Below are 23,394 nucleotides of genomic sequence, written 5' to 3' on the forward strand. Positions count from 1 at the left end.
TTTATAACGTATTTTTAATTAGGCTTATACCAATTCACTCAATTAAGTGGTCTATTTTGAGGCAAGAAAAGCATGTCAATAGCTCCGCTTCAGCATCCTACTATCGCCAAGATACCTAAATCCACATTTAGGCTAGGCAAAAATTTTGCTATTTAATTGTTCTAAATAAGAAATTTTTAACGCAGCTAGCGTCAGGTTAATCCCTCAAGTTGAGCAAGTATTAAATCAAATTGGCATTAGATACTGTACCTGAAAGAAAAAAAATAGAAATGATTTATGTCAACAATAAAGGCTGCAGCAAAAGTTTCCCCCTCTACACTGAGTTTTAGTGGAAAGCGCGAGCCTTAATTTTCATTGCTTCTAGTAACTCACTTCTATCGATTAACTTACCAGCAATAACATGTACCACTTCACCCTCTTTCTCTACTATGCCTTTTATTTCTAATAGCTGAGCGCCCATATAGGCTTGCTTTTGTGCTCGAGCAGTACCAGACCACACAATTACATTGATGTTGCCTGTTTCGTCTTCCAAAGTAAAAAAGGTCACGCCTTTTGCGGTACCTGGGGCTTGCTTTCCTGTTACCAGCCCTATCACTGTTACTAACGATTTATGCGGTCGATAAAGCAGTTCATTGGCCTTAACCGTTCGGGCTATAAGCTTAGCTTGCTCAAGTTGCTTGATTGGGTGAGTGCGTAAGGAAACCTTAGTGCTATTATAATCTTCCTGTAAGTTTTCAAACTCTGTGGCGCTAAAGTGACTATATTGCGACTCTTTCTCTTCAATATCGCTGAATAGTGGCAAGGTTTTACTTTGATCTGCAAGCGACCACCTAGCAGCATAACGGCTATCCACAAAGTGATGTAAAGCATCCGCAGAAATCAACTTTTCAATAGTACTGTTGGTAATACCAGCTTGTTGTAACTGCACGATTTTACCAAACCCTTCTTGAGGTCTGCATTGTAATAATTGCAGTGCTTCTTCTTCACTTAACCCTTTTATAAGCCGAAGCCCTAAACGGATCGCAAACGTTGTTTGTCTTGGCTCTTGTACGACTTGATGTTCGTAATTGGACTGGTTAACACAAATAGGTAAAATGCTAACCTTATGCCTTGATGCATCTTGCAACAGCTGTGAAGCCGAATAAAACCCCATTGGTAAACTATTAAGTAGAGCGGTATAAAACATTGCTGGGTAGTAGTATTTCAACCACGCAGAGGCATAAGCCAACACAGCAAAAGAAGCTGAGTGACTTTCAGGAAAACCATATTCACCAAAGCCACAAATCTGCTCAAAAATCCGCTCAGCAAATTGTGCTTCATAGCCCCGCTCCAGCATGCCTCGAATAAGCTTTTCTCTAAACTGCATCAGCTCTCCGGTTTTCTTCCATGACGCCATAGCTCGGCGTAGGCTATCAGCTTCTCCTCCAGTAAATCCAGCTGCAACCATAGCCAGTTTTATCACTTGTTCTTGGAAAATAGGAACCCCCATGGTCCTCTCTAATACAGATTTAACCGCTTCTGATGGATAAGTCACTTGCTCTTCACCATCTCGCCGCTTTAAAAATGGATGCACCATATCCCCTTGAATAGGGCCGGGACGTACAATGGCAATTTGGATCACTAAGTCGTAGTAATTCGCGGGTTTCAGCCTTGGCAACATACTCATTTGCGCGCGAGACTCTACTTGAAACACGCCAACACTATCCCCTTTTTGCAACATCTTATAGACCAAAGGGTCGTCTTGCATACGAGTCAATTGGGCAAGATCCAGGTTTCGCTTCGTATGCGCTACAATATAGCCAAAACACTTACGGATAGCGCTTAGCATACCCAAGGCCAAGATATCGACTTTGAGTAACTTAAGGGTTTCAAGGTCATCTTTATCCCATTGAATAATTGTGCGCTCTGGCATAGCTGCATTTTCTACGGGCACTAATTCATGTAATGGACTTTCTGAGATAACAAAACCACCAACATGCTGCGATAAATGCCTTGGAAACCCCATAATGTCATTAACCAACTGAATAAAGTGCTGACCTTTTAATGAGTTTGGCTCTAACCCTAGCTCCACTAATTGGGCCTGCCAGTTAAGTCCTTTATCACGGCGGTTGAGATGCTTAATAAAGTACTCTATTTGCGCCATTTCAATGCCCAAGGCTTTGCCAACATCACGCATGGCACTTTTTAAACGATACGTGATCACCGTTGCTGCTAATGCTGCGCGTTTACGGCCATATTTCTTGTAGATATATTGGATCACCTCTTCACGACGTTGGTGTTCAAAATCTACATCTATATCGGGTGGCTCATTACGCTCTTTACTAATAAAACGCTCGAACAATACGCCCACTTGCCGAGGGTCAACTGCGGTTATCTCTAAGCAATAGCAGACCACAGAGTTAGCGGCTGAGCCTCGCCCTTGATATAAGATTTGATGCTGTTTTGCATACATCACAATGTCATGAATAGTGATAAAGAAAAACGGATAATCAAGCGCTTCGATAAGCGAGAGCTCTTTATCAATAATGGCTTCTATATCTGGCGGCACGCCATCAGGAAAGCGAACTTGTTTACCCTTTTCGACCAACGCGCGTAAATAAGCCATTGGAGTAAAGCCTTTAGGCACTAACTCCTGAGGATACTGATAATGCAATGAGTCTAAATTAAATACACATCGCTTCGCGATATTGGCACTTTCTTCAAGAAAGGTAGGTGAGAACAACTTATTAAGCTTAGAGATAGATCTCAGTGCCGACTCGCTATTACTAATCATTTTCTCAGGGATCTCGCTTATCACACGATTCTGTCGAATGGCTGTCAGTGTGTGCTGTAGCGCTAGTCTAGACGGGCAGTGCATAAGCACCCCACCAACAGCGCAGACAGGTATTTGATAAGCTTTTGACAGTTTTACACAATGGGTAAAGTAATGTACATCTTCTGCACTCAAGTTACGTCGGTAGCCAATCCATACTCTATTTGGGTGATATTTACACAGCCATTGCAATGCTTGAACATCTTGACTGTTCCCCTTTGGCAACCACAACAATAAAACATGCTTAAGCGACATAATATCCCACTCACTAAGCTGATATTGTCCCTTCTCCGTTCGCTGGCGAGCATTACTGATCACTCGACATAACTCTGTATAAGCGAGCTGGCAAGGACAAATAGCAACCAAGTCAATATTGTTGTACTTCAGCAAACTCCCAACTATGAGTTTTATCTTGAGCTTATGATCACGAATATAAGCATGAGCACGGACAATGCCAGCCAAAGAGCATTCGTCAGTAATGGCTATTGCGCTATAACCTAAAAAATTTGCTTGTTTGACCAACTCTTCTGGTCGCGATGCGCCAGTCAAAAATGAAAAGTTGCTCTGGCAAAAAAGCTCGGCATAAGACATTAGCTAAATACTCCATGAATATACCAATGGTTATTTTGCTCTCGAAATACCCATAACCGCTGCGCTTGTTCATTTTGTACAATAAAATAATCTCGCTGGACCGGCTCACCGTCCCACCACCCTGAAGCAATACGCTCTGGACCAGAAATAATATTGACTCTTTCACATAAAGGCTGTGGCTTCGGAAATAGAATGGTAGGTCTTAATTTACTCTTGAGTGTCGTGAAATGTGGCTCGTGGCTATAAGTACTGGCCTTTTCAGGACGAGGATCGCCTGTAAGTTGTAAACCTTGCACAGCCTGCTCACCGAGCTTAGCACATAGAATAGCCCGCAACTCTTGCGCAGACATCGCACTTTGCTGCGTTGAGAAGAGATCTTTTATTGTGGCATGCTGCGTTTCTAGTGCATCAGCTTTGAGTGAAACACTTTGTACGGGCGCATCTAAGGTTATGGATTCTAGCTTGAGGTTTAACAAACGCTGCCAATTTTCCGCCTTATATTCAGGCTCCGCGCTGTTTAATGTGATTTCTAAAGCCTCTTTATCTCGAAGTGCTAAGGTAAAATAAAGCGTTCGAGTTACTAAGTTACGTTGCTGTAGGAATAAGGCTAAACGCGATAGCAAATGCTCGATTGGCTTTTCTAACCAAGCCATTACTTCGACTTCGTAAAGTAAAGGTGCAGTAAGCTCAAAAGTTTCCGCAGGTTGGTAATAGTTAAGAGTTTCCTTTAGCTTTCCAAACAAGCAGCCTACATAATGTACGAGTTCAGTATCAAAACGTTTAGCCAGCTCACTGAGTGCAAACTGCTCTAACTGCGCCACATTTTTAACTCCGGTGCGAGCAAGCAGCTCAATCACCCGACTGTCTAGACTTGTATGTGTTAGTCCAATTTTCCCCAAGTAATGACGCTTTTGGCACAGCGTTAACATAAGCGCATTGCAATGCTCTCGCGCCAAGAGTTTAGCCATTATTGTGGACTCACCCATGCCGTAATAATAACTCTTGCCAAGCTGCGCTAATTGTCCAGATATTACTTGCCAGTAACTTGGCAAATCATGATAGAGCGACAGCATAGAATCGACTTTAAGCACAAGGCCATTAGGTTCATCGATTACAATATCTGCACTTACTTGATAAAGCATATTGGCAATTTCTAATAGCTGCTGTCTTTCTAGAAGGTCGTCGTAGGGCAAAACATGAAGCTGTGTACACAATGCACAAGCAGTCCCAAGGCCCATTCCTATTTTTATACCTCGCTGCTGCGCTGCATCATTTAGCTGTACTATCTGGTTTTTGCGGCCATCAATAATAACAACGGGTGTCACAAAATCACCGGAAACTGTTTGCTTTGTCATTCCTTCTAGTTGCAGCATAGGAAAATAGAGATATAACCACATAACTAGCTCGTTAAACGCCGCTCATAGCCCGAAAATGCAACTATATTATCGCTAACATGAGGTAGATTTGGCTTTTCAAGCTCTGGCCAATAGTGGGGATTCTCTAGTTTAAGACTGCGATGTGCAAAGTGCCCCTTGTGCTTCTTTACTGTCACATCCAAGCCGCTGTGCTGTGCTTGTAAAACCACTGAAAGTGTAAATGGTAAAGTCTGGGCGTACTGCGCTTGATACAAAGCAAATAACCTACAACCTCCCGCCTGTGCACCTAACTGCAAACGCTTTACAGCAGCAATAGAAAGCGCTTCGTGCCAAAGTACAAGCGCACTACACGCACCACTTTTTACACATTGTTCCGCAGCCCACAATGCTTTTTTTTCACTTGGTGGCTGCAATATCATAAATTCACTCAGATCTAACGATAAATAATGCAATGCTGCGGCATGTATTTGCCCTGGAGGATTAATTAATACCTTCAAACGGTTATCATCCACAAAATGGGGCAATATCAACCTTAACTCTCCTACTCCCATTGCAGTTTTCACACCAATCACACCTTGTTGCGGCCAACCACCGCACAGCAAATCGTCAAGTGCAGCAAAGCGAGTACTGACGACATCATGCTGCACGGCCTGTCCACGTCCACGCCAAAGCAAGTTTTTACGCTCAAGAAGATCTATATAATTCGCCATACATCACCAAATACTGTTTATATATACAGTATATTTAAATAAAGGCAGATCGCAAGTAGATCGCTAGAAAAGAGGCGAGTTAAAAATAACCATAGTTTGCGCTTTAAGTTAATCGTGTTTTGCTTAGGAGAAATGAGATCTACAAAGTGTATTTGTATAAAAGGCGACAAGAACTGAGACGTAAAACAATGAGTGTGGCGCGTAGATAATCGTCTTTTGGCCTCGATGAGTGCTACCCACTTAGGCAACAACTAACCAACTGAACTACCACTTCGCTGCAACTGGCAAAGTTATAACGACATTATTATAAACTTATGTTGAAAAATAAGTTACTTGATAGTGATGACAAGGGAAAGATTAACGTAAATGAGTTATTTGATTTTGGTCAAGGAAGCTTGCTTAGAAGAGAAAATGCAAACTGGCGGAGTGGACGGGACTCGAATCGAAGCGTCGAACCGCCGCACCCCCTGGCGTGACAGGCCGCTTTCTCTAAGGTAACAGCTAACCAACTGAACTACCACTTCGCTGCAACTGGCAAAGTTATAACGACATTATTATAAGCTTATGTTGAAAAATAAGTTACTTGATAGTGATGACAAAGGAAAGATTAACGTAAATGAGTTTTTTGATTTTGGTCAAGGAAGCTTGCTAAGAAGAGAAAATGCAAACTGGCGGAGTGGACAGGACTCGAATCTAAACGTCGAACCGCTGCACCCCCCGGCGTGACAGGCCGCTTTCTCTAAGGCAACAGCTAACCAACTGAACTACCACTTTGCTGCAATGGGCAAAGTTATGACGACATTATTATAAACTTATATTGAAAAATGAGTTACTTGATTGTGATGACAAGGGAAAGATTAACGTAAATGAGCTATTTGATTTTTGATTTTTGATTTTTGATTTTTGATTTTTGATTTTTGATTTTTGATTTTTGATTTTTGATTTTTGATTTTTGATTTTTGATTTTTGATTTTTGATTTTTGATCAAGGAAGCTTGCTTAGAAGAGAAAGTGCAAACTGGCGGAGTGGACGGGACTCGAACCCGCGACCCCCGGCGTGACAGGCCGGTATTCTAACCAACTGAACTACCACTCCGCAGTGATAGATTTGCAAGATATCTTAAATGGCGGAGTGGACGGGACTCGAACCCGCGACCCCCGGCGTGACAGGCCGGTATTCTAACCAACTGAACTACCACTCCGCAGAGATATCTTAATGACATTATTTTACTCGTTTTAGTGTTGGCGGAGTGGACGGGACTCGAACCCGCGACCCCCGGCGTGACAGGCCGGTATTCTAACCAACTGAACTACCACTCCAGCGAGTAAACAAGCTGTCATAAAGCTTGAATATAGTTATGCGATATATTGGCGGAGTGGACGGGACTCGAACCCGCGACCCCCGGCGTGACAGGCCGGTATTCTAACCAACTGAACTACCACTCCACTGAGTATTCGCATTTTTTGCTTCGAAGTGTTGGCGGAGTGGACGGGACTCGAACCCGCGACCCCCGGCGTGACAGGCCGGTATTCTAACCAACTGAACTACCACTCCATAAGAAGCAAATGCACGTTTGTAATAAGTATTGGCGGAGTGGACGGGACTCGAACCCGCGACCCCCGGCGTGACAGGCCGGTATTCTAACCAACTGAACTACCACTCCAGCGCGACTTATTGATACTACGAAGAAATTTGGCGGAGTGGACGGGACTCGAACCCGCGACCCCCGGCGTGACAGGCCGGTATTCTAACCAACTGAACTACCACTCCGCGTCATATTCTTGCAGTGTTTGCTGTAAGGTGTGCTCCCTGACAGCGGCGTGAATAATACGAATGACCCCCTCATGAGTCAACCGTTTTTTGAAAAAAAACCGTGTTTTTTAGTTATCTTTCATTGAAAGGTTCAAAATATCACCTGATTTGTCATTTTTTGAACCATTCCCTGCTGCGTTATTTTCAGATGGTCCTAAATCATCAAGATCAATGACTTCTTCGGTTTTCTTAAATGGATTCTTTGGCATTGGTATTTTTAGTCTAATTGGCTTTTTTTGCACCAAAATACGAATGGCTAACCAACCGAGCAATAATACAACTAAGTTACCAGCAACAATAATACTGACCAATAGCGCTGTACTTATAGTCGGCTCTGGTTCTGGCTCAGGTTGTTCCACTGCCGGTAACGCAGCGGCTTCCAATTCAGGCACTTTTTCAATGGGTCTTTCAATTTCAAAATTGTAATTTGGCAGTGTTGCCATAAACTCACGGCCATTGATATTTTCACCAAATGCGGAGATTTCTACACTATAACGCCCCCAATCATAATTCTTGATTGGCAGCTGACGATAAAGCCGCTCTTCTGCATCTAAGGTAAACATCTGCTCTTCACCATTGGGGTAGAAAATTTTACCCTGTAGCAATATGGTCTCAGGTTTCACAACCGTGTCGTCTATCGTAATAGTAAGGCCATGTTCAAGCTCGTTTTCACCCGCTAGCATCAATTCAAAGTTGAATGGCGGCTCAGCGATAACAATAGGTGATTTGATCACTCTTCTTTTTAAAATGGGCGTTTCAATGAAGAATTCAGGCTGCCACTCTCCCGCTGGAAAGTTTAACTTAAACTCACCAGTAAAAATTCCATCCAAGGGTCTTTCATCAAACTCTCGGCCATCATCTTTAAAGTCGGTCACGCTTTGCGTACCTGCACCAAAGTTGGCATATTCATCGTTATTGGTACTAGAAAACTCCACATACAAAGTCACGACATCCCTGAAGTAACCCACATCTATCTGTTTGCCATCATTAGTCACACGCCCTGTTACCTTCAGCACTTCACCACGGAATAATAGCGGGGGCAAAGCCTCAACTTCGAGCTCAATGTCACCAAGCACCATTATGCGGCTGCTTTTTTGGATCTGTCCGATGACTTGCCAAGGGCCTGGCGTTGGGTTCTTTAGAATGATCAAGTCATAACTGACTTCGTCGTACCATTGCAGTGCATCATTATCTAGCGAACTGGTCGCATAATATTTACTACCATCAGGCTTCACAAGTACCACGGCGGGAGCGCCTGGTGCACGAAAAAACAGTAAAGTGATCTCTTCAATATTATAATCAATGCGAAAACGGTTATCTAAAAGAGGGATTTCATTTACCTTACCGTCCCGCTGCAACATCGTTATCTGTGGTGTTTGAGCGCCAACAACCGTACTTACTAGCAGTACAAACCCCAAGATAAGCTGTTTTAGATTCATGCATTAACCTTACATTGCGTTGATGGCCTGAGTGATCTTTTTTGGGATAAAGTCCCTAATTAAGCGTCTACTCCACCCCAACGATACCGATTATATTCATTATTGTTGCCACAGACTTTGTCCACAAGCTTTGTTTACAAGCTCTAAACGTTCTGTATGTGCTTGTTCTTCATCGGCAGAAGCACGTAAAACTTTAAGTGCAGGGCGATTGCTGTCTAAACGAATAATGCCACCGGCTGAGTTAGCCTGATCACCTTTATTTTGATTCGCCAAATTCAGCTTTTTTTGGCCTCCCGTCATCGACAAGTAAACATCAGCAAGGATCTCGGAATCCAGTAAAGCGCCGTGCAGCGTACGCTTTGAGTTATCGATATCGTAGCGACGGCAAAGCGCATCTAGGCTGTTCTTCTGGCCCGGATGAAGATCCCTTGCCATCACCAAAGTATCTAGCACTTGGCAATAGTCATGTGTAGCAGGAAAGCCTTGGTTTAACTTAGCAAACTCGTGATCCATAAAGCCGACGTCAAACGGCGCATTATGAATGACAAGCTCAGCTCCTTTAATATAGTCAAAAAACTCTTGCGCAATTTGATGGAAAAAAGGTTTATCACGTAAAAATTCGTTGGTGATACCGTGAACATCAATGGCTTCTTCTTCAATGTCGCGCTGAGGGTTAATATATACGTGGAAGTTATTCCCCGTTAGTCTGCGATTGACCAGCTCAACACAACCAATTTCAATGATCCTGTGCCCTGCTTTAGGATCAATACCTGTGGTTTCTGTATCCAGTACTATTTGCCGTGTGTGCATATCGTTGCCCGCTTAACTTTGCTATTATTTTGCCCTATTCGCACATTTTACATAAAAATAGGCAATTCAGTGCAAAAAACCGTAGAGATTTATACCGATGGCTCGTGTTTAGGCAACCCAGGTCCAGGTGGTTATGGTGTTTACCTTTCCTATCAAGGACATGAAAAAGAAATGAGTGCAGGGTATAAACTCACAACCAATAATAGAATGGAAATGCTTGCAGCCATTGTTGCACTCGAAACATTAAAGCGCCCCTGCGATATCATTCTCTATACCGACAGCCAATATGTTAAGCAAGGCATTGAGTCTTGGCTTGAAAATTGGAAAAAGCGCAATTGGAAAACCGCAGCCAAACAACCGGTAAAAAATGTCGATTTATGGCAAAGACTGGACGCTGCCACCAGCCGACACACGATCCAATGGCGCTGGGTAAAAGGCCACGCTGGAAATAAATACAATGAGCTTGTTGATGATTTAGCGCGTGAAGCGGCTTCAGGTTCAAACTTACTTATAGATGAAGGCTACGAAGCCAGCGTCTAACTAAGGGATCATTCAATAACAAATAACAGCTCCCTTAAGATTTATCTTAAGTAATAATACTCGTTATTCTTTATCTTGGCAGGTTTGCCTGAGTCCAGCCCCTTTCACAGCGGGTGTCCACTTAGGCTTTACATGCCACTTGGGCTTGATCGGAGTAAGCGGCATCACCCGCTTTCTTGCCACCAACATATACACGCTTCCCATCGGCTTTAAGTAATGACGACAAAAGCGGCGCCATGGCGCAAAACGAGAAAGCCTCGAGCCTCGCGCTAAAGACGCATAAATAAAGCGCTCGTCACCAACAATCTCAAACCCGAGTAAATCTAGCCAATCCTTCACCCGAGATGGAGTAAAGAAGCGCCCTGACCAAGGTAATTTTTCTTTACTAAAGGGAAGCATTTGCGCCACACCACATAAACTAAACGGATTAAAACCTGAGATCACAATATAACCACCGGGAATAAGCGTGCGATGGGCTTCGCGTAGAATATGATGCGGATCAGAATGATATTCTAAGCACTGGCTTAAAATACAAGCATCGACTGAGTTTTCGTAAAAAGGTAGCTCGTCAATTTCAGCAAATACCCCAACATGTTTACCCTGTGGGGCAACACAAACTTGATGCTTAATCGGGCTGGCAGAGGTATTCATTTGGCCGCTCAAACAGCCGAGTTTTAGCATGTGGTAACCAAACATTCTTGGTAGCCATTCATCCAGTCGTTTTTGGATCCCTACTTTTAAATATTCACCGTGAGGAAAGTCTTGCCACTCATCGGGTTTGGGTCCTTGTAAAAAACTTAACGCTGGTTTCATTTACTAAGCTCGTTATACTTGTGTTATTAATCACTTTATAGAGCATTGCGTTATGGTGCAAGTCGATGCAATCAAAGCATTTGATGACAATTATATCTGGGTGATAAAAGACCCTCTAAGTTCAAACTGTTGGGTGGTTGACCCCGGTGACGAACAACCTGTTTTAGATTACCTCGCCAAGTTTGATTTAACACTCCAAGGCATATTAGTCACCCATCACCATTGGGATCACACTGATGGCATTGCCCCGCTTTTATCACATTTTCCCAGCTTAACAGTGTACGGACCTAAAAATGGTAAATATAAAGGCATTACTCATAGCCTTAGTGAACACGATAAGATCACACTTTTTGATACCACGCTGAACATTATTGCCACCCCTGGACATACGTTAGACCATATCTGTTATGTAAATGATGAGCTGGCCTTTACCGGTGATACCTTATTCAACGCAGGTTGCGGCAGACTTTTTGAGGGAACACCAAGCCAAATGTGGCACTCCTTTGAAAAGCTACTCACCCTACCTGACACATGTAAAGTGTATTGCACGCACGAGTACACGCTCGCGAACCTTGCTTTTGCTGAGGCTGTTGAGCCTACTAACCAAGCACTAACCCAGTATCACCAACAAGCAAAGTCATTACGAGCCAATAACGAGCGTACAGTGCCGACAACAATTGAACAGCAAAAAGCAATCAATCCTTTTGTACGTGCCGCAAATGAAGCCATTCTCACCCATGTTCCACCGCAATTTATCGCGTCAGAAAATACACCAGAAGCTCGCTTTAGTGCGCTGAGAAAATGGAAGGATAACTTCTAAAATATTCAATAGTGACCTAATGTAACGCCAAAATGACGCTTTTTTGGCGCACTTACATGGGAAGTATTGAATAAATTATCCATTTTCTTTGCAATACCGCCAAGAATAAGCATATCTAACGATTTTTAGGAAGTCGAAATAAAATAATAAAGAAGCTTTAAATGCTGGTACAAACTCGGTAATATTGCCGAGTTTTTGTCCGAACCCCCAAGCAAAAGAACGCATTTATGAAAAAGCTCGCCTTTATTATTGCATCAACAGCAATATTAAGTGGTTGTGAAATCACACAAGAAACCCCATTGGAAACTGCAACTGAACAAGTGAAGCAGGCCAACTTAGATCACGCGAGCCCTTATGATATCTCTCAAACACTCAGTACCTCATGGCAAGACGAAGATGAAGATGCTGTGCCTGTATTTGATGATGTATGGGAGCGGATCCGTTATCAGTTATCTATCGAAGTGCCACAAAATAGACCGGTTGTCGCCGAACGTAATTACTATCAACGTCATCAAGCCTATTTAGACCGTATCGCAAAACGTGCAGAACCTTACCTCTACTATATTGTTGAAGAAGTAAAAAAGCGCAATATGCCGGTAGAAATCGCGTTGTTACCTATTGTGGAAAGCGCATTCGATCCATTTGGCTATTCACACCGCACCGCTTCCGGTATTTGGCAGTTTATGCCACAAACTGGTGAGCGCTTTAACCTTAAACAAAATTGGTGGTATGACGGTCGTCGCGATATTATCGCATCAACGCAAGCGGCACTTGATTATCTCACCTATCTCCATAAAACGCTGGAGGGCGATTGGTTAAACGCAATTGCCGCTTACAACTCAGGTGAAGGCCGATTGCTCAATGCAATCCGGAAAAATCGTAAAAAGCATTTGCCTACCGATTTTTGGTCTCTCGATTTACCTCGTGAAACCACCGCGTATGTGCCTAAATTACTTGCCTTATCCGACCTCTTAAAACGCTCAGATGAGTTTAAGGTCGCGTGGCAACCTATCATCAATGCCCAAGTTGTTGATATAGTTGAGGTAGGGTCACAAATTGATTTAGCACTTGCCGCTGAAATGGCTGATATATCTTTAACTGAACTCTATCGCCTCAATCCAGGTTTTAATCGTTGGGCCACCGATCCAGATGGCCCACACCAGCTATTATTACCCATGGAAAAGGTTGATGCTTTTCAAGAAAAATTAGCTAAAACCGAAGTAAAAGATAGGCTTCGTTGGCAATATTATACGGTGCAAAAAGGAGACAGCCTGTCGGTCGTTGCGACTAAATTTAATACTAGTATCGGCGCCATTCGCTCACTTAATAGCATCGATGGCAATATGATCCGTGTTGGCCAGAAGCTATTGGTGCCACTAAGTGATGGCGAATTGCAAAGTGAGCATTTACCACCAGAAGTGCGCCTTGCCGCCAACAAAGTAACCAAGAAAAAGCTCAGCCACACGGTAAAGTCAGGCGATACATTGTGGGATATCAGCCGCGAATATGATGTTACCGTTAAGCAATTAGCTAGCTGGAATAAGTTAAAAACCAATGCCGTTTTGCGCCTTGGACAAAAACTTACTGTCTTTAAAGATGAAAAAGCAGCGGCTCAAACCGTACTCGTCAACACTGAGCGCACAATCACTTATAAAGTGCGTAAAGGCGACTCACTGGCACGTATCGCCACTAAATTTAACGTTAGCGTGAATGAAATCGTCAAATGGAATAACCTGACTGGGCAGAAGTATCTCCAGCCAGGTCAAAAGTTAAAACTGAAAGTTCAAACTAAACGTGTTTAGCACTAAGAAATAGGGTTTAAAAATAAAAATCCAATATCTGTGATGATATTGGATTTTTACATATTAAAGCAGCACTTTTGACTCACTTTTCCTTAAAAATTATGACAGTACTATCTATCGTTTAAATACACAGTTTTTCAATGTTACTTACAGCTGATTTAAACCCAAAAATTTGGTTAGACTTCAATACTGATTAAAGAAAATTTCATAAAGAACTGATATCGTTAATACATTATTGGCGTACCACCAATCCTCCTGCAAATTCTCGATGCGTTATCCGCATCCCGATAATCAGTAAACGAGTCAGCCCATAACAACTCACCATTTTTGTAACATTCAAGGTAAATTTCCTCGTATGCAGTTGCGTCGGCAGACATAGCGGTGGCAAAGATTGCAGAAACAGCAAATAGAATTGGTTTAATCATTATTTTTTCCTTTTCATTATTTATGAATTCTAAGTGTGATTGATTTTTACACAATCAACACTACTGTCACACAATGAAATGGAAATGTAAATATACATACAGAATGTTACAAAAATGATAACTAACATCTTTCTTTGCATAAAAAACGCGCCTATTAAGCCGCGTAAATTGGAAGGTAATGCTTGAACAGAAGATAAAACCTATAGGTTTTTTGCCAATGCTTGAAGCCAAGGCTCAGCAGGCTCCCAAGGCTCAAAATATTCACAGGCATCGATGTCTAAGCGCGGTTGTGCTCGAGTGGCGTTCAGCTCTTCAATCAGGGCATCAATTTGCTTTCCAGCACCACAATAAGTATCGCCATAACTAGAATCTCCCAATGCGATGACTGCTACTTTTTTGCCCGTTAGCATTGGAAATTCGCTTTGCATTTGCAAAAATAAAGGCAACAAGTTATCTGGAATATCACCAGATCCGGTAGTGGAAGAAATAAATAAAATGTTTTCAGCTTGCGTTACATCAACGATGGAAGCAGGTTCAATAACACTTGCCTCATGACCCGATTTATTCAAAAACTCAGCACTGCCGTTTGCCAAGTTTTCAGCATTGCCGTACATACTTCCCACAAAAATGGAAACTTTTGCCATTATTTATAATCCTTCTCGTTGTCTGACCAGCCGAGCTGAGCGAAGACAGCCAATGCTTCTTCTCCCAAATCCGCAGTAATTGAAATCGTCATGTTGGTATAAGGATGTACAAATTCCAATTTAGTTGCAAATAACATCAACCGACGTAAACCAAAATGATCGACAAAAAAGTGGTTGTGTTTATTATCACCGTGATTGACATCACCAATAATCGGATGTGCTAAATAGTTGAGGTGGCGCCTGATTTGGTGTTTTCTACCCGTTTTAGGAAAGCACTCCACCAATGAGTAGCGGATACTTGGATACTTACCAAAAGGAATTGGCAGGCTACCCTGCAATAAACAATTTATCTGTGTTTGCGCTTCCTGCGGAGCTTTATCCTGACAGGCAAACTTATCAGCGATTTTATCAAGTTCTTCCTTGAGTGGTCTGTCAACGAATCTAGATTCAGGAGCAAACCCGCGAACAAGCGCTAAATAGCGTTTTTGAATATGACCGCTAATAAAGACTTCATTCATGTCTCGCGCGGCCTCAGAGCTTAGCGCAAACAGCAGCACGCCTGACGTCGGTCTATCTAAACGGTGAACGGGGAAAACATGTTGACCGAGTTGATCACGCAGCATTTGCATCGCAAATTGTGTTTCTCGCTTATCCAAAAATGAGCGATGAACCAATAACCCTGACGGCTTATTTATCGCAACATAATGCGCATCTTGATATAAGATCTCAAGCATTACGCGCTCTTTGCAATTGTATTATCAAGGTTTTTTAAGCACTGATGAACCGCATTAAAATAAAGGTGCTCACTCAGCACCATTTCAGCCATTGGCGCAATCGCCATATTTTCCGGTAATGCTTCACCACTTTCTACCATTGTTCGCATTTTGCCCAAGAATACAAATTGCAACCACTGCGCGAAGGTCATGGTATCGCAGCAAAATGGCTCCGTAGAGGTAAGTGCCTTAGCCGAAATTGGCTCGTCTTGCCAAAGACCAGTTGCTTTTAAACAAGTCTCAAGTTCATCTAATTGAATCAATAATTCCGAATTCATCGGTTCTGTCTCTTTCTCAATTTTTTACATTATAGCAATTTGCATTATTTAGGAGCTAGCCAATTCTCTCAAGTACACCTTTTTCCTAGGCTTATCAGCGCACCTAAAAGTAGCTATAATTGCCGCTATTGAAAATATAAGTAACATATAGAGCATTCATGACAGCGCAAATTTCAACTTTAGGTGAATTACTAACAAACGCCGGTACGCAGTGGCGAGTCTATGATCTGGGTCGACGTATCACAAAAATAGATAAGAAGCAGTTTGCGCAAATTGAGAATACTCAAGTCCCTTATCCGTATCCACTTGGTGGTCATGCCATCATGGCAATTCAATTTTGGGATAATGAGGCGACAGTTGATCCTTATGTTTGGTTTTTAAAGTTTCCACTGGATGAGCAAAGCAAGCTCATTATCGCCAGTCGAGACCACTTTGCCTCCATGGTGCTCGAAGCATTAGGTACACAACTCACGGGTGAAGCCGCTCAAGGGAAACTTGATAACAACCCTTATGTCTTCACGCCAAATGCGAACAAACTCGCTGCATTCAATGCGCTATTAAAGCGTGAGCTTAATCGCCCAGCTTCTCAATATTACGAGCACGCCGAACTCTACTTTTCTGGCAAACTTGGATTCGAACGCTGGCAAGAAATAGCGCTACAAGGTATTGCAGACTTTGCCCTTCGTCTAGACCACGGTCATAACGCGAACAACCTGCAACAGGCGTGGTCAGTTTTGCCTGCAGAAGTTAAGACCCCATTAGCCGCAATGCTTGAGCACGTTACCATCTCAACATCACAAACCGAAGACTTTTTAGCCGCTTTAACCCATGCATGCCAACAGCAAGATAAGGACGCCGCAGTCACCAACTTGCGTGCGATGTCGGGAAGTCACGCGCTTGGTCTCATCGCACAAGCAGTAGACACCATTTTAGCATCCGAATTGGGATCAGATGCAGATTGCTTACTCACTATTGCAGGGCGTGCTTGGGAGACTCTAACTGACCAGCAAAGACTCTTTTCCTATATGGAAAAAGCCGCTGAGAATAATCAAATCGATGGACTTTTCAGTAGTATTTTCGCAGACTTAGTTGCAATACCTATGTTACGCCCACATGTTTTAGGGATTATTAGAGCAGAAAATCGCAGTGAAACTCTGTCTCGTGCAATTGGAAGGTTATTTTCTTAAATGACAACGCTTTGGCTTTTTATCATCGTATCATCTGGTATCGCGCTATTTTGGTATAGTCGCCAGATCGCAGAAGCAGCAAATAGGCATGCAGAGCATCAAGCTGAAAGTTTGCAAGTGCAACTGTTAAGTGTTGCCTGTATTAAGCGCCGTTTCGGGGTATTAAAAGACGGTAAGCTTGGAATAAAAAGCCAATTTATGTTTGAGTTTAGTTCAGATGGCGAGTCAGCCTATCAAGGTAAGCTTTACTTAGAAAATGAACGATTAGTCAAAAAAGAATTGCCCGCTTATAAAATCGCAAGTTAATTCGGTAAGTGCGAAAGTAGGCACTTAAATTCATATGAATACAAGTGCCTGCTCTGAATTTATAGTACGACTATTTTAAAAATATCCTTTGACGCTTGGTCCGTAGTCGTTTTCACCAACCTCACTATCCATGGTGGTGAAATATATCATCACTAATAAACCGACAATAGGCACAAAGCTCACAAGCAGCCACCAGCCCGAGCGTCCAGTATCGTGAAGACGACGAATAGATACGGCAACCGTCGGTACTAGAACTGTCAAATAATAGATACCTGTCAAAATCAGGGTTCCGAAAAGCCCGTCGACAATCCCAATTGAAAAGCCTATCAACGCATTTATCAAGATAAACATCCAATATTCTTTGCGTCTTGAACGTCCACTAAAATCGGAATATCTTTTTAATACTGTTAAATACCATTCCATTTCTTTTTCCTTAGCTATTACGCCAACACCGTGCACTAAAAAATAAGACTAAAATGAGAGTGAAATAATCTAGCAATGAGATCGAAAGGTAACAATGAAACTGCAAGCGGAAAGTTTTGAAAACTTCAACTAAGTTACTAGGAAAATAAATATCAAATTTACAATGGCCACAAAAAACTAAGGCGCTAGCCTGTCTGCTGCGCCTCAATCCTGACGATTATCCCAAGAGGTATCCAATCCCTCTGCTTTACAACCCAAAAGCAATCCGCCAATTCTTCTTCCCCTGAACGGGTATGTACTCCGACCTACCCGAATCCCATCCTTGTGTCATCCATTAGCACTTCCAGTGCATCTCCATTTTAGCCCCCTTGGCCTCCACTTCGCTTCCCGCGCTCCTATGCCATCTTGGCTCCGCTTCACATATTCCCTATGTGCTCCCTATACATTGTTACGTCCAGTGTAACCCATCCACTTCGCAATCATCCAGATTGCGCTCCTTCATCCTAGAGCCTTGCTCATCCCTATTTACTCTTCCTTGCTCCACTACGCTTCCCGCGCTCCTTGACACTCCATGTGTCTCCTTATCCCTAGTGAAGCTCCGCTTCACACTCGCTTCCTCGAGTTCCTGATCTTCCTTGCCTTATGCAATACATCCTTCTCTTGTTGTCAAATTCCTTATCCTTTGACGCTGAGCTCCTGCTCTTGTGTTTCCTTACATTGTTAAGTTTACGGGGATTGAGTATTTTTGTTAGATAGCTAGGAACAATCTTTTTGCTGTCATTTAAAAGAAAAGTAAAAGAATTCATTTAAAAACAAAAAGATAAGTAAAAATAACACTGCAAATTCGGTACTACAAAGCGCCTTAACCCACATTCTCGTAGGAGATATCTCACAGGGTAATTTCCATTGTTGCTATTTGCTCTTAAATAACAATGTGCCTTCTACTGAGCTAAACGCCATCTTTTGTAAAATTTGGTAACCGTGACCCGCAAAAAACTGCGCGTGTTCTGGCTTAGTAATAAATACTGCCATCCCTTTCGTTTCTTCACTTTGTGCAATTAAATCATCCAGCGCGGTGAGTAAATAGTGACCATAGCCAAGCCCTTGAACATGTGGGTCAACGGCAATTAGGGATAAAAAGTGACACGGCTCCTGCGTTTGCAACGCTTGTCTAATCGACTTTTCTTTATCAATAAGCTGCTGCGTTTGCAAATATCCCGCACTCATCATGAGTCGTAATCGCCAATGCCACTGCCGATTTGCGTCCAATTCATCGCCATTCGCAATAACGCATGCTACCGCGACCAATCTATCTTGATGATATAACCCCACCATAGGCTGACCCGTTTGGCCAAATGCCGACAACTCTTCTCGTATTAAGGCTCTGAGTTTTTTTTCAAAAATTGCTTCTTGTTTTGCCTCCAATACCTGCTTGAGTAGCGGATCATCGTGGTAAGCCTGATACAACACACTCGCGGCTACATTGATATCTTCTGGATTTAAATATCTAACGATTAATTCATGTTGAGAAGTTTCTACTGACATCACGGTTCCTTATTGTTATTGCCCCAAGCTTCTGATAATCATGCCGAAATACTACTTAATATCAAAACCTCAGAATTTTTCTGTGTACTTTAATAATGTACGGCTACTCGCTAGTGATAGATATTGATACAAGTCACAATTTATTCAGTCGTGGACAGGTATATTTATCATCGCATTAGTCATTATGGTTTTTATCGATGATGACTTGCTAAAGGTTTTACAACCACCTTTACTATAGTTAGTGAGTAAAATTCAAGCAAACGAGGGAGAACGAAATGGATACTAGTCGCCACACTATGAGTACTTTATTTGCCCAACTTGGGCTCGACAACAATCCCAAGGCGATTGAAGGGTTTGTCAAACAACACCGCCTTCCTGACGATATGCTGTTAAGCCAAGCACCATTTTGGAATGAAGGACAGCGTCACTTTATTGAAGAATCACTGAAAGAGGACGCCGATTGGAGTGAAATCATTGACGAACTAGATGCGATGTTAAGATAGCTAAAGCAATCGCTCCTTGCGTAACTTGGTGCTATGATCCACTCCTATGATTTAGGCGTTTAGGAACCTCTATGCACCCTGCTGTTGCCAGAGCTATCAAAAAATTAGTCGATAGTGGAAAGACTCCAACCGTCGCGCTAACAAAAAGCAAATTAACTCAAAGCGTCGCAATGCCAGACGTCATCTCAGGCATTGCTGCGTACAAACAAGACCCTACCTGTATTGATCACTTTCAAGAGGTTGAAGAGGTCGTCAAAGCAAGTTCACAAAGCCAATTAGATAGAATTGAAGCTAAGCTTGATAAGCTCATTGCCTTATTGGAGAAGTCGTAGTGTTTGTTGTCGACTTAACTTTTGATTGCTATGAGGAAACCACCTTAGATGCTGCCGAGCAGGCCATTAACCGTGTGGTCAATGCGCTTCGCTTTAATGGTCAAATCATTGGTGACGAATTTCCAACTGTACTTAAAGATGGCTATTTCGTTACTCGTGTGATGTGTCCAGAAGAAGACGCTTTGCATCCATTAAACCATAGTCCTTTTGTGAAGTTTGCAATTGACCAGCTACAGCAATCAGGCTTGCTTGCACCTAAGGTCAAAGTTTTTGGGCAAGATATACATGCCAACAGCGCTGATGCCTGTCATGAACCGTCAAGCTACATTCTCTACACCACATACGTACACACTTGTAGTCCACTGTATTGTGGCGACGACTTTTTACCAGTACCTTTATATAAAATCCCAGCTATTGCCAACGGTGATTACAAAGCACTGATCAAATGGAAAGAAGATTGGCAAGCCTGCGATCAAATACAGATCAATGGCGCAACTCGCTGCGAATTTGCTGCATTGGAAGAAATTTCCAGCACGGGTAGCGATTTGTTTAGACGCGGCATGGATTTGAGCAAACGTATTCGCTATCTCACGAAAAAACCGGTTTACTATTATCTGTATCGTGTTGGCGGCGAAAACCTCGCCGCAGAAAAAGCAAGAAAATGCCCAAGCTGCCAGGGAGACTGGTTACTTGAAGAGCCTTGGTTCGGCCTTTTCGACTTTCGCTGTGAAACTTGCCAATTGGTCTCGAATATTTCGTGGGACTTTCAATAAGGAGCGCAAGCTCCTTTATATCAATTAGCTATATTGGGTAGTTGACTGTCAGTTTTTCCACAAACTCTGCGATAGAATCAGCCAAAACATGGTGCTGCTTCTTACCGACAAACTCTAACCCAACTTGACCCGTAGCGATATCGACCGACACCAATAAGTCATCTGCTTCTGTTAAGCCAATAAACACGGTTTCAGGTTGTTTGAGCCTGCGCTTCATTAAAATATGGCCGGTGATATTTTGCTGCAAGCGCTCGAAGTCATCTTCGTTCCATACTTGCAGTAGCTCAATTTGCTTACCCTCTATGAATGCCACGATATTACCAGCGAAGAAGTCACCATACAGTCCGTTCAATCCCTCAGGAAATTGCGTTTCCAACGCTTTGGCTAAATCATTTAAATGTCCCGCTGGTGAGCGCTCTACCGCTAGCCATTTTATCTCGTTAAGCTTGTTCGGTTCACCCTGCTCACATGGGCTTGGCCAACTTTCATCATGCTCGGTGCTCGGTAAACCTTTAAAGGTCTGTTGATGATAATCTACATAGGCTTGATGCAAGCGCGCCATATTTACGGGCTGAGTCATATATAAAGCTCTCTTTATTTTTCTCACTGTGGGCTGAATACTTGTTTCGTGCAATTAAGCAAATTGCTATTAATCCCGAGGTGAACATTCGTTATAATGACCGCATTGTAACGAGATTTGAATTAACATGACAGACTACAGTAACTCGCCAGAGCTGCAATCTTCTGTGCTTGGTAAAACCACAGGATACGCCAGTGTTTATACTCCAAGCCTGCTGCACCCCATTGCACGTAAACTTAATCGTGACCAAATCAATGTTGATGAGTCCGCTTTACCATTTAAAGGTGAAGATACCTGGACAGGCTACGAATTGTCTTGGCTCAATAACAAAGGTAAACCTCAAGTTGCGGTTGCCACTTTTGTGTTTCCTTGCCAAAGCTCACATATCATTGAGTCAAAATCGTTCAAACTTTACTTGAATAGCTTTAACCAAAGTCGCTTTGATACGATGGAAACCGTGCGCCAAACGCTAGCTGCGGATCTTTCTACGGCATCAAATAGCCAAGTTAGCGTGACATTATTTGGCGCAGACGAATTCGATTGTATTCCTTTCTCGCGCCTCCCTGGTGAGTGTATCGACGAGCTGGATATTGAAGTTGATAGCTACACACCAAATAGTGACTTACTACAACTTGCCTCTGAGGATGTGGTTGATGAGACGCTTCACAGCCACTTACTCAAGTCAAATTGCTTGATCACCTCACAGCCAGACTGGGCAAGCGTGGTGATAAGTTACCGTGGTAAGCAAATCGACCGAGAAGCGCTGCTTAAGTACCTGATCTCATTCCGTGATCACAACGAGTTCCATGAGCAATGTGTGGAACGCATTTACTGTGAGCTTTGGCGCACCTTTAACCCTGAAAAATTATCGGTTTATGCGCGCTATACTCGCCGCGGCGGGTTAGATATCAATCCATATCGTTCGAGTGAACAAGATCAAACTCCGTATACGGTAAGAACTAACCGACAGTAAAACGTAAAAAAGCCATGTTCTCACATGGCTTGGCTTTTTATCACATCTAAGTATTGCTATTTAACCTGAGGTTTGGATAAGGAATGTTCCAACTCATTGTTGCTAAAGCAAAACTTAGTTTTTTCCTTGTCTAGCCAGAGAGTTTTAGGGAAAACAAGGCGAATTTACGCACCAATAGCTGGCTATTGGAAGTGAATTCAACGCAGTTAGCGCTAAAACTAGCTGCTAGAAAGGCATTAATTATCCGCAGCTCAGGTTATTTATTCCCCTGTCACGTCTTCCATTTCAACTGGGACGGGGACCGAACATATGTCGGTGTGATTTGGTGTATCAATAAACCAATCTCCCGCTCTATTTTTACGCGCAGCAATTAGCGACTCAAAAATCGGCGTATTTGTCTTCAGTCTTTTAAACGAAGGCGCACCTTTTACATCAGCAAGTACCGTGACCCCTTTGATAACATTGAACGCTTGTCCAGCAACAGGTTTGCGATCTAGGTGCTGAACATGCTCCATTCCCGATAACAACTGTCCAAACACGGTAGTGTTTTTGTCTAGATATCGCTGCGGCGTCAACGTGATGTAAAACTCAGTACCACCACTGTTAGTATCGTTAGTTCTAGCCATGGCAAACGAACCAACGCAGTGCGTCATCCAAGTTTTGGTTCCAGCTTCATTTTGTCCTACGGCAAAACCATTTAAAAACCCGGTACGTGGCGCGTAGCCGTCCACAGCATCTAGCGGTGTGATCTTCAAGGTTGATTCTGTGCTATGAAAAAACTCGGCGGCAATCGCTTTTTTTCCTTTTTGTGGCATTTTCTTGTCCGACATATCGCCGCCTTGGGCCACAAAGTTTTCCACAAACCGATACATACTCAAATTAGTGTAAAATCCTTCTCGCGCTAACGCTTTAATATTTGCCACATGATTGGGCGCAAGTTCAGGGTTAAGCGCGATATAGACCGGCCCTGTTTGTAGTTCTATTTTAAGAATATTTTCAGGGTCCAACTGCTGCCAGTCGCTGCTTTTGGCCTCAGCAACGACTTCCGATGGTGACTTTGTATCAGGTTTTGCTAAGACAGGGGATGTACTTATGGCAAGCGCAATAAGTAGTAAGGTTTTTTTCAT

The 23,394-nt window shown here is 42.8% G+C and carries 23 protein-coding genes and 7 tRNA genes; 9 read left to right on the forward strand and 21 right to left on the reverse strand.

What is annotated here, in order from left to right; all coding sequences use genetic code 11:
- Window positions 1-325: 325 nt before the first annotated feature.
- The 12 genes from NH462_RS01460 to dnaQ form a co-directional block, all read right to left on the reverse strand.
- A complete protein-coding gene (locus NH462_RS01460) occupies window positions 326-3,403 on the reverse strand; it encodes an error-prone DNA polymerase (protein ID WP_253103396.1) in 3,078 nt (1,025 codons plus the stop codon).
- Window positions 3,403-4,800 carry a DNA polymerase Y family protein gene (locus NH462_RS01465; protein WP_253103398.1) on the reverse strand — a complete coding sequence of 466 codons (1,398 nt, stop codon included), beginning with the start codon at window positions 4,798-4,800 and terminating at the stop codon, window positions 3,403-3,405. Before NH462_RS01465 ends, NH462_RS01460 begins: the two co-directional genes overlap by 1 nt.
- A gap of 2 nt (window positions 4,801-4,802) precedes the next feature.
- Window positions 4,803-5,489: a translesion DNA synthesis-associated protein ImuA gene (imuA, locus tag NH462_RS01470; RefSeq protein ID WP_010370960.1), complete on the reverse strand. Its 687-nt coding sequence runs from the start codon at window positions 5,487-5,489 to the stop codon at window positions 4,803-4,805.
- Between the two features lie 1,018 nt (window positions 5,490-6,507).
- Window positions 6,508-6,584: transfer RNA gene (locus tag NH462_RS01475), tRNA-Asp, on the reverse strand.
- Between the two features lie 29 nt (window positions 6,585-6,613).
- Window positions 6,614-6,690 (reverse strand) — tRNA-Asp (locus NH462_RS01480).
- 41 nt (window positions 6,691-6,731) lie between these two features.
- A tRNA-Asp gene (locus NH462_RS01485) sits at window positions 6,732-6,808 on the reverse strand.
- A 49-nt stretch (window positions 6,809-6,857) separates the two neighbouring features.
- Window positions 6,858-6,934: transfer RNA gene (locus tag NH462_RS01490), tRNA-Asp, on the reverse strand.
- A gap of 32 nt (window positions 6,935-6,966) precedes the next feature.
- A tRNA-Asp gene (locus tag NH462_RS01495) sits at window positions 6,967-7,043 on the reverse strand.
- Window positions 7,044-7,075: 32 nt separating this feature from the next.
- Window positions 7,076-7,152: transfer RNA gene (locus NH462_RS01500), tRNA-Asp, on the reverse strand.
- A 30-nt stretch (window positions 7,153-7,182) separates the two neighbouring features.
- Window positions 7,183-7,259, reverse strand: a tRNA-Asp gene (locus NH462_RS01505).
- Between the two features lie 110 nt (window positions 7,260-7,369).
- Window positions 7,370-8,740 (reverse strand): TIGR03503 family protein, encoded by a 1,371-nt coding sequence (locus NH462_RS01510; RefSeq protein WP_017216194.1) that lies wholly within the window; start codon window positions 8,738-8,740, stop codon window positions 7,370-7,372.
- A 99-nt stretch (window positions 8,741-8,839) separates the two neighbouring features.
- Window positions 8,840-9,550 carry a DNA polymerase III subunit epsilon gene (gene dnaQ / locus NH462_RS01515; protein WP_010370953.1) on the reverse strand — a complete coding sequence of 237 codons (711 nt, stop codon included), beginning with the start codon at window positions 9,548-9,550 and terminating at the stop codon, window positions 8,840-8,842.
- Window positions 9,551-9,619: 69 nt separating this feature from the next.
- Between dnaQ and rnhA the strand changes: the two genes are divergently transcribed.
- Window positions 9,620-10,090: a ribonuclease HI gene (rnhA, locus tag NH462_RS01520; protein ID WP_010370948.1), complete on the forward strand. Its 471-nt coding sequence runs from the start codon at window positions 9,620-9,622 to the stop codon at window positions 10,088-10,090.
- 63 nt (window positions 10,091-10,153) lie between these two features.
- Here the strand turns inward: rnhA and NH462_RS01525 are convergent, their stop codons facing one another.
- Window positions 10,154-10,903: a methyltransferase domain-containing protein gene (locus tag NH462_RS01525; RefSeq protein ID WP_010370946.1), complete on the reverse strand. Its 750-nt coding sequence runs from the start codon at window positions 10,901-10,903 to the stop codon at window positions 10,154-10,156.
- A gap of 52 nt (window positions 10,904-10,955) precedes the next feature.
- Here NH462_RS01525 and gloB point away from each other — a divergent pair, with 52 nt between their 5' ends.
- Both gloB and NH462_RS01535 read left to right on the forward strand, forming a co-directional pair.
- Window positions 10,956-11,723, forward strand: a complete 768-nt coding sequence (gene gloB / locus NH462_RS01530) for a hydroxyacylglutathione hydrolase (protein WP_010370943.1) — start codon at window positions 10,956-10,958, stop codon at window positions 11,721-11,723.
- Between the two features lie 227 nt (window positions 11,724-11,950).
- Window positions 11,951-13,525 carry a LysM peptidoglycan-binding domain-containing protein gene (locus NH462_RS01535; protein ID WP_253103399.1) on the forward strand — a complete coding sequence of 525 codons (1,575 nt, stop codon included), beginning with the start codon at window positions 11,951-11,953 and terminating at the stop codon, window positions 13,523-13,525.
- 224 nt (window positions 13,526-13,749) lie between these two features.
- On the opposite strand, the gene NH462_RS01540 is transcribed toward NH462_RS01535, so the two are convergent.
- The 4 genes from NH462_RS01540 to NH462_RS01555 all read right to left on the reverse strand — a co-directional run bounded on the left by NH462_RS01540 (window position 13,750) and on the right by NH462_RS01555 (window position 15,645).
- Window positions 13,750-13,950, reverse strand: coding sequence for a hypothetical protein (locus NH462_RS01540; RefSeq protein ID WP_010370935.1), 201 nt, complete (start codon window positions 13,948-13,950; stop codon window positions 13,750-13,752).
- 200 nt (window positions 13,951-14,150) lie between these two features.
- On the reverse strand, window positions 14,151-14,594 hold the full coding sequence (locus NH462_RS01545; protein WP_253103401.1) for a flavodoxin domain-containing protein: 444 nt from the start codon (window positions 14,592-14,594) through the stop codon (window positions 14,151-14,153).
- Window positions 14,594-15,328: a tRNA pseudouridine(65) synthase TruC gene (gene truC / locus NH462_RS01550; RefSeq protein WP_253103403.1), complete on the reverse strand. Its 735-nt coding sequence runs from the start codon at window positions 15,326-15,328 to the stop codon at window positions 14,594-14,596. The genes NH462_RS01545 and truC overlap by 1 nt, the downstream gene beginning before the upstream one ends.
- Complete coding sequence (locus NH462_RS01555; RefSeq protein ID WP_010370929.1) at window positions 15,328-15,645, reverse strand: YqcC family protein; 318 nt, start codon at window positions 15,643-15,645, stop codon at window positions 15,328-15,330. Before NH462_RS01555 ends, truC begins: the two co-directional genes overlap by 1 nt.
- Window positions 15,646-15,803: 158 nt before the next feature.
- On the opposite strand from NH462_RS01555, the gene NH462_RS01560 reads away from it, so the two are divergent.
- The gene (locus NH462_RS01560) at window positions 15,804-16,832 is read left to right on the forward strand and encodes a DUF3549 family protein (RefSeq protein WP_253103405.1); all 1,029 of its coding nucleotides are present in this window, start codon (window positions 15,804-15,806) and stop codon (window positions 16,830-16,832) included.
- A complete protein-coding gene (locus NH462_RS01565) occupies window positions 16,833-17,138 on the forward strand; it encodes a DUF3301 domain-containing protein (protein WP_253103407.1) in 306 nt (101 codons plus the stop codon).
- Window positions 17,139-17,213: 75 nt separating this feature from the next.
- On the opposite strand, the gene NH462_RS01570 is transcribed toward NH462_RS01565, so the two are convergent.
- Both NH462_RS01570 and NH462_RS01575 read right to left on the reverse strand, forming a co-directional pair.
- Complete coding sequence (locus tag NH462_RS01570) at window positions 17,214-17,561, reverse strand: DUF805 domain-containing protein (RefSeq protein WP_253103409.1); 348 nt, start codon at window positions 17,559-17,561, stop codon at window positions 17,214-17,216.
- 912 nt (window positions 17,562-18,473) lie between these two features.
- Window positions 18,474-19,106 carry an N-acetyltransferase gene (locus NH462_RS01575; protein ID WP_010370917.1) on the reverse strand — a complete coding sequence of 211 codons (633 nt, stop codon included), beginning with the start codon at window positions 19,104-19,106 and terminating at the stop codon, window positions 18,474-18,476.
- Between the two features lie 275 nt (window positions 19,107-19,381).
- Here NH462_RS01575 and NH462_RS01580 point away from each other — a divergent pair, with 275 nt between their 5' ends.
- From NH462_RS01580 to NH462_RS01590, 3 genes are all read left to right on the forward strand, one after another.
- The gene (locus NH462_RS01580; protein ID WP_010370914.1) at window positions 19,382-19,609 is read left to right on the forward strand and encodes a DUF2789 domain-containing protein; all 228 of its coding nucleotides are present in this window, start codon (window positions 19,382-19,384) and stop codon (window positions 19,607-19,609) included.
- Between the two features lie 71 nt (window positions 19,610-19,680).
- Window positions 19,681-19,941 (forward strand): hypothetical protein, encoded by a 261-nt coding sequence (locus tag NH462_RS01585; RefSeq protein WP_010370912.1) that lies wholly within the window; start codon window positions 19,681-19,683, stop codon window positions 19,939-19,941.
- Window positions 19,941-20,714 (forward strand): Zn-ribbon-containing protein, encoded by a 774-nt coding sequence (locus NH462_RS01590; RefSeq protein WP_010370909.1) that lies wholly within the window; start codon window positions 19,941-19,943, stop codon window positions 20,712-20,714. Before NH462_RS01585 ends, NH462_RS01590 begins: the two co-directional genes overlap by 1 nt.
- 28 nt (window positions 20,715-20,742) lie before the next feature.
- Here the strand turns inward: NH462_RS01590 and syd are convergent, their stop codons facing one another.
- Entirely contained in the window at window positions 20,743-21,294 is a 552-nt protein-coding gene (gene syd, locus NH462_RS01595) for a SecY-interacting protein (RefSeq protein WP_253103410.1), read from the reverse strand.
- A gap of 127 nt (window positions 21,295-21,421) precedes the next feature.
- Between syd and queF the strand changes: the two genes are divergently transcribed.
- Complete coding sequence (gene queF / locus NH462_RS01600) at window positions 21,422-22,267, forward strand: NADPH-dependent 7-cyano-7-deazaguanine reductase QueF (protein WP_253103413.1); 846 nt, start codon at window positions 21,422-21,424, stop codon at window positions 22,265-22,267.
- 260 nt (window positions 22,268-22,527) lie between these two features.
- Here the strand turns inward: queF and NH462_RS01605 are convergent, their stop codons facing one another.
- A complete protein-coding gene (locus NH462_RS01605; protein ID WP_253103415.1) occupies window positions 22,528-23,394 on the reverse strand; it encodes a peptidylprolyl isomerase in 867 nt (288 codons plus the stop codon).

This window comes from Pseudoalteromonas sp. OANN1 (assembly GCF_024124685.1).
GTDB lineage: Bacteria > Pseudomonadota > Gammaproteobacteria > Enterobacterales > Alteromonadaceae > Pseudoalteromonas > Pseudoalteromonas piscicida.

Bases quoted from the DNA above. Each gene is read 5' to 3' on its own strand.
- NH462_RS01555 (WP_010370929.1), bottom strand. From the start codon at position 15,645: ATGAATTCGGAATTATTGATTCAATTAGATGAACTTGAGACTTGTTTA.
- NH462_RS01585 (WP_010370912.1), top strand. From the start codon at position 19,681: ATGCACCCTGCTGTTGCCAGAGCTATCAAAAAATTAGTCGATAGTGGA.
- NH462_RS01525 (WP_010370946.1), bottom strand. From the start codon at position 10,903: ATGAAACCAGCGTTAAGTTTTTTACAAGGACCCAAACCCGATGAGTGG.
- NH462_RS01570 (WP_253103409.1), bottom strand. From the start codon at position 17,561: ATGGAATGGTATTTAACAGTATTAAAAAGATATTCCGATTTTAGTGGA.
- NH462_RS01460 (WP_253103396.1), bottom strand. From the start codon at position 3,403: ATGTCTTATGCCGAGCTTTTTTGCCAGAGCAACTTTTCATTTTTGACT.
- NH462_RS01605 (WP_253103415.1), bottom strand. From the start codon at position 23,394: ATGAAAAAAACCTTACTACTTATTGCGCTTGCCATAAGTACATCCCCT.
- NH462_RS01575 (WP_010370917.1), bottom strand. From the start codon at position 19,106: ATGTCAGTAGAAACTTCTCAACATGAATTAATCGTTAGATATTTAAAT.
- NH462_RS01580 (WP_010370914.1), top strand. From the start codon at position 19,382: ATGGATACTAGTCGCCACACTATGAGTACTTTATTTGCCCAACTTGGG.
- NH462_RS01510 (WP_017216194.1), bottom strand. From the start codon at position 8,740: ATGAATCTAAAACAGCTTATCTTGGGGTTTGTACTGCTAGTAAGTACG.
- truC (WP_253103403.1), bottom strand. From the start codon at position 15,328: ATGCTTGAGATCTTATATCAAGATGCGCATTATGTTGCGATAAATAAG.
- imuA (WP_010370960.1), bottom strand. From the start codon at position 5,489: ATGGCGAATTATATAGATCTTCTTGAGCGTAAAAACTTGCTTTGGCGT.
- gloB (WP_010370943.1), top strand. From the start codon at position 10,956: ATGGTGCAAGTCGATGCAATCAAAGCATTTGATGACAATTATATCTGG.
- NH462_RS01560 (WP_253103405.1), top strand. From the start codon at position 15,804: ATGACAGCGCAAATTTCAACTTTAGGTGAATTACTAACAAACGCCGGT.
- NH462_RS01535 (WP_253103399.1), top strand. From the start codon at position 11,951: ATGAAAAAGCTCGCCTTTATTATTGCATCAACAGCAATATTAAGTGGT.
- NH462_RS01545 (WP_253103401.1), bottom strand. From the start codon at position 14,594: ATGGCAAAAGTTTCCATTTTTGTGGGAAGTATGTACGGCAATGCTGAA.
- queF (WP_253103413.1), top strand. From the start codon at position 21,422: ATGACAGACTACAGTAACTCGCCAGAGCTGCAATCTTCTGTGCTTGGT.
- NH462_RS01465 (WP_253103398.1), bottom strand. From the start codon at position 4,800: ATGTGGTTATATCTCTATTTTCCTATGCTGCAACTAGAAGGAATGACA.
- syd (WP_253103410.1), bottom strand. From the start codon at position 21,294: ATGACTCAGCCCGTAAATATGGCGCGCTTGCATCAAGCCTATGTAGAT.
- NH462_RS01565 (WP_253103407.1), top strand. From the start codon at position 16,833: ATGACAACGCTTTGGCTTTTTATCATCGTATCATCTGGTATCGCGCTA.
- dnaQ (WP_010370953.1), bottom strand. From the start codon at position 9,550: ATGCACACACGGCAAATAGTACTGGATACAGAAACCACAGGTATTGAT.
- NH462_RS01540 (WP_010370935.1), bottom strand. From the start codon at position 13,950: ATGATTAAACCAATTCTATTTGCTGTTTCTGCAATCTTTGCCACCGCT.